Here is a 13225-nt window from a genome sequence, read left to right on the forward strand (position 1 = left end):
AAATTTATAATCTTTATGATTCTTCGTAGTCTACTTTTCTGTATCTAGAGGAAACAAAACCTAATATATTTATTTGTGGCCTATTCCATTCATTCGGTAAGTAAATTCCACAGATAATTTCATCACCAAACGAGTTATTAGCTATAAACTCATAACGTCCTAGTTCCTCATTGGACGACACTCTTTCAATGTTGTATAGACTCGTATTACCAAAAAATTGGCTAAACCCTTCCCAAATAATCTCCGCGTCATGTGGAGATAGTTTAACCTGTAGATTATATGTTATACCAACCTTACAGCGTTTTTTTAAGCCTTTTTCGTCAGCACTACAAACCTTAGTAGAACCTTTATCAAAAGACCATTCTAGACCATCTAACGATTGAACTTGAGTGGAAATGAGATTTTTAAAATTTGAAAAGTCCCCAAGAAAATGTTTACACGCTACCTCGAAGGTATCTAATCTATCTACATTGCTCAATTCACAATACCTCTATCAAAAATTTATCTATTATTTTTCGTAATATTGTTTCATTTGTGTATAGCCATTAACGATGACTTCTATTTCACCAGTTCTAGGGTGGAAGATGAGACCGTGAATAGGAACGTCTTTAGGAATTAAAGGGTTCATACGCAATTCGTCTACTGTTTCTTCTACATTTTCTGCAGGATGTGTAAAGCCATCTGCCCAGCGTTCCATTTCTTTTCTCACCATGTGAATCGCTTCAGGTGCAATGCCGCGAGCTAACATTTTTTTAGATAAGCTTTCAGCTGTCGTTTTAGCCATACCACATTCATGGTGACCAATGATAAAGATTTCATTTACACCTAGCTCAAAAATACATACCAGCAAGCTACGCACAATACCGTCAAAAGGCCCTGTAATACAGTTACCTGCAGTTTTAACAATCTTCGCTTCACCGCGGCCAATATCCATGGAGTCCTCTAAAAAGTTTACGAGGCGCGTATCCATACATGTAACGATAGCCATTTCGCGGCTTGGCATTTTACTACATTTAGTGTCAGTGTCAACGTAACCGGTATTTTGATCTTCTACATATTCTCTATTATGGGCTAAAATATCATCTAATAAACTCATAGTACCTCCTATATAAAAAGACCTCGGCATGCAACCAAGGTCTTCATATCAATAATGGTCGATATAAATATTATATCATATCCAGTTGTACACACTCTAAACTATTACCATTTCTTTAATGCAGATACATTATGAATAGACTTAGGTTAGAGTTAAAACATCTCTTATTTATCAGGTGTAGATAATGCTTCGATTGCCACGCTACCACCGCGTACAACTTCAATGCGATTCACGAACATATCTTTAAATAAGGCAATCATGTCATTATTTTTAGATACGGTCTTTACACATTGTATCAGTACAGACTTACGGTTATAGTCCACCACTAAGAGATCAAAGGTTTGAGCAATACGGAAGATTTCTTGTTTATCCGCTTCCTTACAGCTATTAACTTTGATAAATAATAACTCTTTTTTCGTAATCGGCATATCCGTAAAGTCGATAACCTTAATTACCTCTACACTGCGGTTCAATTGTTTAATAATTTGTTCATACGTCAAATCATCACAAGTAAGGTCAATCGTCATACGCGACATAGTAGGATCTTCTGTTTCCCCTACCGTCAATGTATCTAAATTATAGTTTTTACCAGCAAAGAGACCTGAAATTTTAGCCAATACACCGATTTGGTTTTCTACATACGCTGAAATGCAGCGCTTTTTCATATGTACTTCCATAGCCCCTCCTATTTTTTATCCTTTAATAACATATCACTTAAAGATTTACCTGCTGGTACCATTGGCAATACGTTGAGCTCTGTAGGAATGATGAACTCAAGTAAAGTCGGGCCATTTTTGAAAGTATCCGCCAATTGGAACCCTTTTTCAATATCCTCAACTTTAGTAATGCGCATTGCCTTAGCACCATAAGCCTCTGCCAATTTCACGAAGTCTGGCACATATTCAAACTCATCATTATCAATGATATCTCGTGTAACAATGGAGCTTTCATCCATCATCAAATTCGTACAAGCGTACCGTTTATCGTAGAACAATTGTTGCCATTGACGAACATTACCGAGGAACCCATTGTTTAAAACAATTAGCGTCACAGGTAAACGATAGTGCATAGCGGTAGCAAACTCTTGGATGTTCATTTGCACCCCACCATCACCACAGATGGCAAATACGCGCTTATCTGGATTCCCCATTTGAGCACCTAGTGCTGCAGGGAAGCCATAGCCCATAGTACCAAGACCTCCAGAAGTCAGCATTTGGTGTTGTCCTTGTACCTCTAAGAACTGAGTAGTCCATAGTTGGTTTTGACCTACGTCGGTAGTAACAATTGGGCGATCATAGTGATTATTGATGTAGTCAATGACTGTTTGAGGTGTTAAACCTTCTTCATCAGCTTGCGTTACAGGACGTTCTGCTTTAAGCTGTTGCAGTTGTTCAGGCCAATCACCAAGATCATGAGGCTCAATATACTCTAAGAGTTTTTCAATAGCCAATTTAGCATCGGCTACGATTGGAATATCTACTTTAATATTTTTAGAGATAGATGCTGCATCTACATCGATATGAATAATCTTACAATGTTGTGCAAAGGTACTTAATTTACCCGTAATGCGGTCATTGAAGCGAGTGCCAATAGAAATCATTACATCACAATCTGTGAGTGCCACATTTGGTGCATAGCCACCGTGAATCCCTACATTGCCTAGGTATAGAGGATGACGTGTATCTACGGCCCCTTTCCCCATCAAGGTCGTTACAACTGGAATACCTGTTTTTTCAATTAAATCCATCATAAGCTGGTTGGCCCCACTAATGCTGACGCCACCACCTAATAGGAACAGTGGTCGCTTAGCCTTAGAAATGATAGAGCAAGCCTTTTTAACTTGCCCTACGTGAACAGCCATATTCGGTTTATAACCGCGAATATTAACCTCTGTAGGATATTCATCAGATCCCATCGCCTTTTGAATATTTTTAGGAATATCTACAACTACAGGGCCTGGACGACCGGTACGGGCAATGTAGAAAGCTTCTTTCAAAATGCGCCCTAAGTCTTTACGATCACGCACAGTGACAGCATATTTACAAATATTACGGACGATACCAACTGTATCCACCTCTTGGAAGGCATCATTGCCCATAAGGCCTAAGTCTACTTGGCCAGTAATACAAACGAGAGGCACACTATCTGCATAAGCAGTAGCAATACCTGTTACAAGATTGGTAGCACCTGGTCCAGAGGTTACCATACAAACCCCTACCTTACCCGTGCTACGAGCATACCCATCAGCAGCATGAGCTAAGGCTTGCTCGTGACGAGGCAAAATAACCTTTACCTGATCTTGTTTATATAATTCATCCATAATATCAATGGTAGCTGCCCCAGGATAGTTAAATAAGATTTCTACCTGCTCCTCTTGAAGGGCTTTTACCAAATACTGCGCGCCTGAAATCATAGGTGTCTCCTTATCTATGTAATACATGCATATTGCATTCTCAATATTCTCATTAGATATATCTAAAAAATTGAATATCTTATATAGATGTGTTATACTCAATATAGTACCATATGTTGTGGTACATGAGTATGTATAAAATCTCAAATTATATAAGTATGTGTTGATTCCATCTGGAAAGGACTGTGTAACATGAAAGAAATCTTAGGTTTCCACTTAATCGGTTGCCCTTACTGCGCAAACGCATTCCGCGCTATCGATGAACTCGTTGCAGAAAACCCTGCATACGCAGATATTCATATTAACTGGGTTGAAGATCAAGATGCTCACGAGCTCTTCAAAACTCATCCATATGAATACTATCCAAACTTGTGGTTTGACCTCGACAAACAATACGAGGCTCAACCTGGTGAAAGCTATGAACAAACAAAAGCTTTAATCAAAGCTGTATTGGACAAAGCAATCGCGTAATCTAGTATTACATAAAAATGTGATAAATCCATTAAGAAAGAGGCTAGCAATGCTAGCCTCTTTTTTTGTCTTTCCATTCAAGATACATATGTTTAATTACTTGGATCGGTGATACAAATAACATTCTAGGCCCACCATATCGCATGATTTCACGTATCTTTTCACGATATGTTGGTCCATAGCAATGTGTTTTACATACGCTGCAAAAGGTTTTACTTTCCATATGTGGACATACATCAATACGATGCTCTGCATAATGCCAAACGTCTTGGCACTCCTCACATAGTTCACCTTTAGGCGTGTGGTGTTTATCACGACAATAGATGCCAATAATTTGGTACATAGTTTTTAGTTCTAACTTACGTTTTTCATCAACTGTCACGTTAATCTCCTATTTCACAGACCAAGAAACCCAAGCGACCTTATCAACGGTCTTATTATGAATTTCACCATTGATAGCTAGTGGTTCAATGAGATTTCTAATCTCTTCTTTCATATCATCTATTGCGCCCCAGCCGTTATTATGAAGGCGCATAGTAAAGTAATTAACAGCCTTCTCAAGAGACATAACCTCTGTTTCAGGAACCGTTTTATAAATTACTTTCACATTATGCCCTATTTCATGGATAGCCTCTAAGCACTCTTTCATCTTTCCATCCCAAGGGAATGAGTCGCGACCAAAGAAATGTTCAGATAACATATCTACCATTTCATCACTGCGCTCGCTGAAAGCAATCCACAAGCATTTATCATGACTTGCTTCGTGCATGGCACGAATATTTTCTACATCAAACATGATGGGACAGAAAATGCTATACGCCAAGTCGAAACTCTTATCCCAACTGAGTTCTCGACGTGTTTCATCAGACCAAGGTGCGATATATAAACTCAAATCAAGACCTTCTGCCTCTGCCAATTGTTTAGCACCTCGAATCATACCGTCAGATAAATCGATACCTGTTGCCTTATACCCTTCACGTGCTAATCCTAGGGCATAATCGCAAACGCCACAGCCTATGTCTAAAGTGCGTCCACCAGCTGCGGGTAATAGATTTTCATCCTTTAAAAATGCTAAAAATTCAGTTACTTGTGCTTTTCGATCCTCTCGATTGTGCATTTCCACAAAATATTCGGAACGGTGATTCCACGCATCTTGCTCATCGCGCCAAGCTTCGTTGACCGTAAGCTCTTGTATTGTATTTGTCATAATATCCCCTCTAATTAGCTACATACAAATATGTACAAGCTATAGATATATAAGTTATAAGTAGTTTTCACTCAGTTAAATTTACAATGTAATTTAACTCTCCCCTATATGCCTAGTGTTCCGTCTAGGAGGTTCAGATTTTCATATAGCTATTTTTATTGTACATCATTCTCAAAATAAAATGTGTTACTCAAGTCACATTTATTATGCTATTTCAATATTATTAAATATGTATTTTCACATAAAGACTATTTAATGTGCTTTTTACAAAAACAAAAGACTCCACTCTAATGAGTGGAGTCTTTTATCTCTCATTTTGCAGATAGGTTTATACTATCTGCTCATATACATCAATTGAGTATATGATTATTTCTCTTCTTGTTTCTCTACCGGAGCAGGCGCCTCTTCAGTTTTAGAAGCTTCTGTTTCAGTTTTCTCTTCAGTCGTTACACTCTCATTATTAGCAGCTTCACGCTCTTGTCTGATACGTTCTTCTCGCTTAGCTTGTGCCTCTTGTTCTCTCTTTTCAAAGGACTCACTAACTTTATCAGTAGTTTCTTTTAATTTATCGCGACCTTTCAATGCAAGCTCTTTAATCGCTTCTGGATCGGCACCACTGAACTCAGCCAACGCACCTTCATTATTTGGATCAAAGAACGGAGCTTGTTTAAAACCTAATAAGGATGCTACAAATACCATTGGAATTTGCGCAATAGCACTGTTGTATTGCTTAACTGCATAGTTGTAGATTTCACGTTTATTAGAAATAAATGTTTCGTTTTCGCTAATAGCTTCTAAGAATTTACCATATTGAGTATTGGCTTTCAAATCAGGGAATTGATTTGCTAAGGCTGTAATATTTTGTACCGCCTTAGATGTTTCACGAGCCATTTCTACAAAGTTATCAGATACTTTCAACTGGATTAGTTTTTCATAATCACCATACTCATTTACAAGACCTGTAAATTGGTTTACGATAGCAACCTTTTTCTCGTAAGCAACGATAATATTAGCACGTGCTTCTTTTATCTCTACAGTCAAATTTTGCAATAAATTGTATTGCTTAATAAAGAAGTAAATCAAGAATACAATTAAGAAAAATATAAGTGTTGAAAGCATAGAACCCTCTCCATTTCTATTACAAATAACAATGCAAATTTGAGAATATTATATCATACCGAATATATAAGAAATATGAAATTTCATTCATGAAGCATAAATTATAGAATACTCCATTTAGTAGTTCGTGCATGTATTTCCATTCGTTTCTCTCCTATTACTAGAGTTAATATAGTTGTTTCATATATTATTTATATTTATTATAATAAAGAAAAGGAGGCTTTGAAAGTATGGGAAAATATATGATAATCCTTATGTTTCTATTAATCGCTATTGCTGTAGTTTTTGCTACTTATAACTTATCTATAATTAGATCTATGCCTCCTGAAGAACGTTATAAACTTCTTTACTTTAAGGATGATCAAGTCTCTATAGGCATTGGCTTAGTAAGAAGAACATTTAAATTAAGCGATATTCGTGAGGTACGTTTTTCTAAAGGTAAAAAATTCCGTAGCATGGGCAGCTGGGCCGGCAGAATGCAAATTTGCAAACTAAATGGTAAAACAAGCCGTTGGATAGAATTTGATGGTACTGTCTATTACAAAAAGATGGTATATATAACTAATGAAGAAATCATTGATAAATCAATAGACTTACTGATGAATGAATTTCAAGTACGAGGAGTTCGTTGTACTAAATATAGATGCTAACATATAATTTTCTTAACTATACATCAACCTAAAGAATAAAGACACATAAAAAGGCTTCTCGAAATTTCGAGAAGCCTTTTATTTGGTGCGCCTAGCAGGAATCGAACCTGCGCACCCGGTTCCGGAGACCGGCGCTCTATCCCCTGAGCTATAGGCGCATGAATACCTAAAAATTATACCATATAACGCTATGGTTCGGTAGTATAAAGTATAAAGGGACTTAGTCTACATATAGAAAAGACCTTATTATTCTTGATATTTCGATTTCGTAATAACTAAGCTAAACTTAATAATTAGTACTATTCTATCTAATAATAAGGTCTCTGTATTTATATTTTTTCTTTTATCAACTCTAATAGAGCATCACAACTACAACTTACATCGTTATAGGTTTCATCAAAGTTTCCCGTATACCAAGGATCCATTACATCACGGCTGTCACCAACAAAAGACATAGCCTTGTATACCTTGGAGTCTAGATCATCTCCAATGATACGTTTTAAATTACGTGCATTATTTTCATCCATAATAACGAGGTAATCAAAGTTTTGATAGTCATCTATCGTCACTTGGCGAGCCTTACGACGAGTATAAGGAATACCCATTTCATCTAGCTTTTGCTTAGTCCCATAATGAGTATCGTTGCCTATCTCCTCACGAGATGTGGCAGCAGATTCAACACAAATAGAATCGCTTAATCCAGCCTCATTAACGATATGCTTCATATAAAACTCTGCCATCGTAGAACGGCAGATGTTACCGTGACAGATGAATAAAATTTTGGTCATAATACACTCCTTAAATACTAATAGTCCTTACAGCATACGCTATAAGGACTATTAGTGCAATATTTAATTAGAAGTTATGTCGTACCCCTGCATCGATACGCCATGTATTATCTATGGTAGCACCAAAGTTTTTAGTGAATGTACCATATAGATATGTACTAGGACGAATGCTCCAAGAGCCACCGATTTCCGCATCAAGCCAAGTATCCTTCAAGTCAACTGTAGTTTGTACTGTTGGATTACCTGGTGCAGAGTATGTAGTGTTCAATTTACCAGAGAATTCATGAGCTAGTGCTAATTTAGCAAAGATATTGGATTTTTCTGTTTCTTTACCAATGCCAATGCCGAGTCTACCTACAGCAGAGTTCACAGCATCAGATTTAACATGCATGGAGCCACCGCCAACAATAGACGCATCATAGGATACACCTTTTAAACGACCTAAGATAAATTCTACACTAGGATCTATGTAGAAGCCATTTTGTTTCTTAATACGCTTACCATATTCAGCACTCAAGGATGTACCAAATGTATGGTAGTTACCATTCAAACGTTGGCTGCTCATAGAGTTAAGGCTATAGTCGTTGGATAATCTATTACCACGAGCGATAATATCTAGATAACGACCATCATCGTGTTGTTTTGTACCATATAAGGCAACACCACCTAACTTACCATCGCCACTGCCGTTGGCATATGAATTACTAGATGTGCTGTAATCAATAGCCCCACCAAAAATCCAACCATTGGAGGCTTTATGGTCGTAACCTACTTGTACACCATTATATGTCATATGTGCATCAGCACCATCTGTAATCTTAGATTTACCACCTATATATTTAGCCCATATTCCTTTATCTGTATTAGCTAAACGAAGGTCACCTAAACGACGTTGTAAATCATTAGTATTATTTTTCCACGCCATAACTGTAGAAGTAAGGGCAGATTTCGTGCCACTTACGAGTGATGATTCGCTAGCACGAACAACTTTTGTTGTATCATCTACAACGAGATGACCTTGAGAATCAAAATGATCTGCTCCTAGGTCTGCAACAGCGCTAGGTGTAGTAACGCCTTCATTGATTAGAACTGTTGTGCTAAGCTTCTTATCATTGCCTGTGTATTGTAATTTCTCAGCTAATGCTTGGATATCCTTTTTGTAGCTTGCATCGTCGATGGTATTACCGGAATGGTCGCCTTGCATTGTAATATGGCTATTATCCGCCGCATGTTCAACGATGATTTGCCCTTTTCCTGTATCACTAGCCGGTACACCAGATTTATAAATGGCATTCACATAACCGCTATAGTTCTGAATTGTTATAGGCCGCGCATCGATAGGATGAATGTTACCTGCTGCGGTTGGGTTAACACCACCTACAAGATTGCGAACCTTACTGCCCTTGTATAGGTACGCTGCATTATCCCCTGATGGACGTTCTTTTTTAGGTGTAGGGCGCTCCATACCAATCCACTCATTATTCCAAGTGGCACCATTTTGTAGATATATATCTGCACCAGAATTATGAGGGTTTTTATTGCTTTCAGCATATTCATTTAATACAGCACCTGTGAGGCTAGAGTTTGGTGTTGTGAAAGCTAAACCTACATTCGTCGGTTCTTCATTATGGTTTGGATCGCGACCATAATCCTTATCGATTAAGCCTACATTACCAACAGCAACCAAGTCTTTGGTACCTGGATGTTTACCATCAGAGCCTGCATTTACATAGACATCGCCCTCTTCAGCTACTACGGAGTACGTATCAGATGTTTCTAATGGATGGGTAATGATACGACCACCACCATCAACAATAATATGACCGCGCTGATTAGCTTGTAAACCTACACCGATAGCATCAATATCCACATTACCTTTCACATGAATATTAGTATCACCATAGTCTCGATCAGGGTTATCTTTACTTAGACGTGGTACCTTGCCGCCATAACCAGCATAGACTGCACTCATATAATAATGACCTAATTCTCGCTTTGATGCTGGTGCATCATTCTTTAATCGTACAATAAGATCTTTGTCTACCGTTAGTTGCGAACCAAAGCCATTATAAATACCTGTAACATTCTTACTTTTACCGGCCTCTGTTAAACTTTTACCATGTACATTAACGGTTAATGTATCCTCTATGTGTTTAACCTCAGGTTGCGTTTGTACTGGTGACCCCATTGTTAAGCCTAGCAATTGCTCTGCTTTATCGCTGGTAGCATTAAATTCTGTAGCCATTGCAGAATAAGACATACCAGTTAACACTAACGCAGCCATCACAGCCGACACATGACGTTGTAATTTCATAAGTATCTCTCCTTTTTCCCTACCTTGTAGGTTGGTACCCTCACAGAACAACATAGACACCAAAATATAAAAAGACCCCCTAAGTCCAACTTAGGAGGTCTTGTATATCCACACACTCGGTAAAATAAAACTTAATTATTCAGGATTGATAATGAAGGACAATGCGCTGAAGTATTTGTTTTGCTCACCTTTGATTTGAGTTGGGAAGCCAACTTCAACACCTACTACGTTAAGACCATTAGCACTTACTGTAACAGTTGCTTTACCGTTTGCATCAGCTTGGCTTTCGCTAGTAAGATCATTGATTACGTCTTTGATAAGAGGTGCATTTGCATATGGTTTGCCTTCTTTCAAGACTTGAATTTCATAGGTATCACCTTTTTTAAGTGTCAATGGGTTAACGGATGGAATGATTTGAATGAAAGCGTCTTTATTGTCTAAAGGTTTTGCTTCTGCATTCCAGTAGTGAACGTCATATTTGATAGCATGTGTACTTTTTTGTGCACCAGGAACTTCTGTGATTGGTTTATGAACAGTTTTGCCATCCTTGTCTTTTGTCCAATAGCCATAGTCGAAATTAGTTGCTGTTACGCCTAATTTATCTGTTGGCACGACAGCAATATTTTTTTCATGTTTAACAACTTCTACAGGGATTACTGCACCATTGTTGTCATAGCCTACAAGACCTGTTACCATTTCAGGTTTGTAAGCGTTATCCAAAGGACCTTCGCCTAGAACTAATACTTTTTCATCTAGACGGTTAGCAAAGAATACGCCATGAGCATCAACGGAAGAGCACACACAACCTGCTGCTAAACCTACTGCGAACAAAGAAGCTAAGATTTTCTTATTCATAAGAACCTCCATAATCAATAATTTATTTCAACAAACTTGTTATTATTATACAGCGTTCTGTACGTTTCGTATATACCAATACCCCTATAACTTAGTTAATATGCGGAGTTAGTATATACAACCATTTGTATGCGAATCTAGCATTAATGATAAAATTATCATCATTTATTCATGTAGATATAATAAATAAGAATATCTTGAATTAGGCTAAACGATGAAATATATCGTTTACTACCATGTATGAAATGCCATTCTTATTCTGTTACAATACAAAAACGACGCCCCATAAGGAGCGTCGTTCAACATCTATATAGATATTATTTTTTGTTTTTAGCAGCTTTCGCGCGAGCGTTACGATCAAGGATTGTTTTACGCATACGAATGCTTTCTGGTGTTACTTCAACGAGTTCGTCATCGTTAATCCACTCAAGAGCTTGCTCCAAGGAGAAGATACGAGGTGGTGTCAAGCGAACTGCTTCGTCAGAGGAGCTAGAACGCATGTTAGTAACGTGTTTTTTCTTACATGGGTTAACATCCATATCAAGTTCACGAGTGTTTTCACCGATAACTTGGCCTGCGTACACGTCTTGGTTAGGGCCAATGAACAATGTACCACGGTCTTGAACAGAGTTCAAACCATATGGAGTAGTTTCGCCATTTTCGAATGCTACCAAAGCACCGCGTGTACGGGAAGGAATTTCACCTTTATATGGTGCATAGCCATGGAATACATGGTTCATGATACCATTACCTTTTGTAGCTGTTAAGAATTGTGCACGGAAACCGATCAAACCACGTGCTGGAACTACGAATTCCATACGAAGGTAACCAGCTAATTCAACCATGTTAGTCAATTCAGCTTTACGTTGACCAAGGTTTTCCATTACAGTACCCATAAATTCTTGAGGTACGTCGATAGTCAATGCTTCAAGTGGTTCACACAATTGGTCGTTAATAGTTTTGAAGATTACGCGAGGTTTACCTACTTGTAATTCGTAGCCTTCACGACGCATAGTTTCAATCAATACAGCCAAGTGTAATTCGCCACGGCCAGATACTTTGAAAGCATCTGCAGAATCAGTTTCTTCTACTTTCATAGAAACGTTAGTTTCTACTTCGCGGAACAAACGATCACGCAAGTGACGAGATGTAACGAATTCACCTTCGCGGCCAGCGAATGGAGAGTTGTTTACAGAGAATACCATGGACAATGTTGGTTCGTCGATTGAGATGGATGGCAATGCTTCAGGATTTTCAGCATCTGCTACTGTTTCACCGATATTGATATCGTCAATACCAGCGAATGCAATGATATCACCCATTTCAGCTTCGTCAGTTTCAACACGGTTCAAGCCATTATATGTATATACGCGACCAATTTTCGCTTTACGAGTGCTTTCACCATTCATGATAGCCACTTGTTGGTTAGTTTTCATTTTACCGCGAACGATACGGCCTACAGCGATTTTACCGATGAAGTTATCGTAATCAAGTGTAGTAATCATGAATTGAAGAGGCCCTTCCAAATCACCTTGTGGTGCAGGAATTTCGTCGATCAATGTTTGGAACAATGGTTCCATGTTTACTGCTTCATCATCCCAATTAGTTTTGGAAACACCAGAACGAGCAGATGCGTATACTACAGGGAAATCAAGTTGATCATCATCAGCTTCAAGTTCCATGAACAATTCAAGAACTTCGTCTTCAACCGCTTTAACACGTTGGTCTGGACGGTCGATTTTATTGATAACTACGATTGGTTTTAATTTTTGTTCTAATGCTTTACGCAAAACGTATTTAGTTTGAGGCATTGGACCTTCGTAAGCATCAACGAGAAGCAATACGCCGTCAACCATGTTAAGTACACGTTCTACTTCACCACCGAAGTCAGCATGGCCTGGAGTATCAACGATGTTGATTTTGATGCCATTATGCATAACTGCAGTATTTTTAGACAAGATAGTAATACCGCGTTCACGTTCCAAGTCATTGGAGTCCATTACGCGTTCTGCTACCTTTTCGTTTTCACGGAACACATGGCTTTGTTTTAATAACGCGTCCACCAAAGTAGTTTTACCATGGTCAACGTGGGCGATAATCGCTACATTTCGAAGATTTTCGCGAATCATAAGATCCTCCCTTTAATTCCTTTAGTATATTCTATATCACATAGCGCTTGTAAAAGTAGCTATGTAGGTATATTCCCAAAATTGGCAACAGTTAATTATAACGCAGTCTATAGAAAAAAGTCAAAGAAGTACAGGATTTCCAATCATGGCAATTTCTACATTTGATTATACTTTTGAGTCATC

The 13225-nt window shown here is 38.1% G+C and carries 13 protein-coding genes and 1 tRNA gene; 2 read left to right on the forward strand and 12 right to left on the reverse strand.

The annotated features are described in order from the left end of the window. Window positions 1–13: 13 nt before the first annotated feature. The 4 genes from VEHSUH06_RS08195 to ilvB form a co-directional block, all read right to left on the reverse strand. The gene (locus VEHSUH06_RS08195; protein ID WP_105098489.1) at window positions 14–478 is read right to left on the reverse strand and encodes a hypothetical protein; all 465 of its coding nucleotides are present in this window, start codon (window positions 476–478) and stop codon (window positions 14–16) included. A gap of 30 nt (window positions 479–508) precedes the next feature. Further along, the gene (locus tag VEHSUH06_RS08200; RefSeq protein ID WP_105098490.1) at window positions 509–1096 is read right to left on the reverse strand and encodes a carbonic anhydrase; all 588 of its coding nucleotides are present in this window, start codon (window positions 1094–1096) and stop codon (window positions 509–511) included. 164 nt (window positions 1097–1260) lie between these two features. Beyond that, window positions 1261–1773 carry an acetolactate synthase small subunit gene (gene ilvN / locus VEHSUH06_RS08205; RefSeq protein ID WP_105098491.1) on the reverse strand — a complete coding sequence of 171 codons (513 nt, stop codon included), beginning with the start codon at window positions 1771–1773 and terminating at the stop codon, window positions 1261–1263. A gap of 8 nt (window positions 1774–1781) precedes the next feature. Then, window positions 1782–3509, reverse strand: coding sequence for a biosynthetic-type acetolactate synthase large subunit (gene ilvB, locus VEHSUH06_RS08210; RefSeq protein ID WP_105098492.1), 1728 nt, complete (start codon window positions 3507–3509; stop codon window positions 1782–1784). Window positions 3510–3701: 192 nt separating this feature from the next. Here ilvB and VEHSUH06_RS08215 point away from each other — a divergent pair, with 192 nt between their 5' ends. Then, window positions 3702–3980: a hypothetical protein gene (locus VEHSUH06_RS08215; RefSeq protein ID WP_009351220.1), complete on the forward strand. Its 279-nt coding sequence runs from the start codon at window positions 3702–3704 to the stop codon at window positions 3978–3980. Window positions 3981–4032: 52 nt separating this feature from the next. Here the strand turns inward: VEHSUH06_RS08215 and VEHSUH06_RS08220 are convergent, their stop codons facing one another. The 3 genes from VEHSUH06_RS08220 to VEHSUH06_RS08230 all read right to left on the reverse strand — a co-directional run bounded on the left by VEHSUH06_RS08220 (window position 4033) and on the right by VEHSUH06_RS08230 (window position 6306). After that, entirely contained in the window at window positions 4033–4362 is a 330-nt protein-coding gene (locus VEHSUH06_RS08220; RefSeq protein WP_054746914.1) for a nitrous oxide-stimulated promoter family protein, read from the reverse strand. 9 nt (window positions 4363–4371) lie between these two features. Continuing rightward, window positions 4372–5187 (reverse strand): class I SAM-dependent methyltransferase, encoded by an 816-nt coding sequence (locus tag VEHSUH06_RS08225; RefSeq protein ID WP_105098493.1) that lies wholly within the window; start codon window positions 5185–5187, stop codon window positions 4372–4374. Window positions 5188–5553: 366 nt separating this feature from the next. Further along, the gene (locus tag VEHSUH06_RS08230; protein ID WP_105098494.1) at window positions 5554–6306 is read right to left on the reverse strand and encodes a LemA family protein; all 753 of its coding nucleotides are present in this window, start codon (window positions 6304–6306) and stop codon (window positions 5554–5556) included. Between the two features lie 230 nt (window positions 6307–6536). Here VEHSUH06_RS08230 and VEHSUH06_RS08235 point away from each other — a divergent pair, with 230 nt between their 5' ends. Further along, window positions 6537–6956 carry a hypothetical protein gene (locus tag VEHSUH06_RS08235; RefSeq protein WP_105098495.1) on the forward strand — a complete coding sequence of 140 codons (420 nt, stop codon included), beginning with the start codon at window positions 6537–6539 and terminating at the stop codon, window positions 6954–6956. A gap of 83 nt (window positions 6957–7039) precedes the next feature. On the opposite strand, the gene VEHSUH06_RS08240 is transcribed toward VEHSUH06_RS08235, so the two are convergent. The 5 genes from VEHSUH06_RS08240 to typA form a co-directional block, all read right to left on the reverse strand. Then, a tRNA-Arg gene (locus VEHSUH06_RS08240) sits at window positions 7040–7114 on the reverse strand. A 171-nt stretch (window positions 7115–7285) separates the two neighbouring features. Further along, the gene (locus VEHSUH06_RS08245; protein WP_105098496.1) at window positions 7286–7744 is read right to left on the reverse strand and encodes a low molecular weight protein-tyrosine-phosphatase; all 459 of its coding nucleotides are present in this window, start codon (window positions 7742–7744) and stop codon (window positions 7286–7288) included. A 67-nt stretch (window positions 7745–7811) separates the two neighbouring features. Then, a complete protein-coding gene (locus VEHSUH06_RS08250) occupies window positions 7812–10058 on the reverse strand; it encodes an autotransporter outer membrane beta-barrel domain-containing protein (protein ID WP_105098497.1) in 2247 nt (748 codons plus the stop codon). 135 nt (window positions 10059–10193) lie between these two features. Beyond that, a complete protein-coding gene (locus tag VEHSUH06_RS08255; RefSeq protein ID WP_105098498.1) occupies window positions 10194–10913 on the reverse strand; it encodes a DUF4198 domain-containing protein in 720 nt (239 codons plus the stop codon). A 317-nt stretch (window positions 10914–11230) separates the two neighbouring features. Continuing rightward, entirely contained in the window at window positions 11231–13042 is a 1812-nt protein-coding gene (gene typA, locus VEHSUH06_RS08260) for a translational GTPase TypA (RefSeq protein ID WP_105098499.1), read from the reverse strand. Window positions 13043–13225: the final 183 nt, after the last annotated feature.

The sequence above is a fragment of the Veillonella sp. S13053-19 genome (assembly GCF_002959835.1).
GTDB lineage: Bacteria > Bacillota > Negativicutes > Veillonellales > Veillonellaceae > Veillonella > Veillonella rogosae.

Bases quoted from the DNA above. Each gene is read 5' to 3' on its own strand.
- VEHSUH06_RS08200 (WP_105098490.1), bottom strand. From the start codon at position 1,096: ATGAGTTTATTAGATGATATTTTAGCCCATAATAGAGAATATGTAGAA.
- ilvN (WP_105098491.1), bottom strand. From the start codon at position 1,773: ATGGAAGTACATATGAAAAAGCGCTGCATTTCAGCGTATGTAGAAAAC.
- ilvB (WP_105098492.1), bottom strand. From the start codon at position 3,509: ATGATTTCAGGCGCGCAGTATTTGGTAAAAGCCCTTCAAGAGGAGCAG.
- VEHSUH06_RS08215 (WP_009351220.1), top strand. From the start codon at position 3,702: ATGAAAGAAATCTTAGGTTTCCACTTAATCGGTTGCCCTTACTGCGCA.
- VEHSUH06_RS08225 (WP_105098493.1), bottom strand. From the start codon at position 5,187: ATGACAAATACAATACAAGAGCTTACGGTCAACGAAGCTTGGCGCGAT.
- VEHSUH06_RS08230 (WP_105098494.1), bottom strand. From the start codon at position 6,306: ATGCTTTCAACACTTATATTTTTCTTAATTGTATTCTTGATTTACTTC.
- VEHSUH06_RS08235 (WP_105098495.1), top strand. From the start codon at position 6,537: ATGGGAAAATATATGATAATCCTTATGTTTCTATTAATCGCTATTGCT.
- VEHSUH06_RS08245 (WP_105098496.1), bottom strand. From the start codon at position 7,744: ATGACCAAAATTTTATTCATCTGTCACGGTAACATCTGCCGTTCTACG.
- VEHSUH06_RS08250 (WP_105098497.1), bottom strand. From the start codon at position 10,058: ATGAAATTACAACGTCATGTGTCGGCTGTGATGGCTGCGTTAGTGTTA.
- VEHSUH06_RS08255 (WP_105098498.1), bottom strand. From the start codon at position 10,913: ATGAATAAGAAAATCTTAGCTTCTTTGTTCGCAGTAGGTTTAGCAGCA.
- typA (WP_105098499.1), bottom strand. From the start codon at position 13,042: ATGATTCGCGAAAATCTTCGAAATGTAGCGATTATCGCCCACGTTGAC.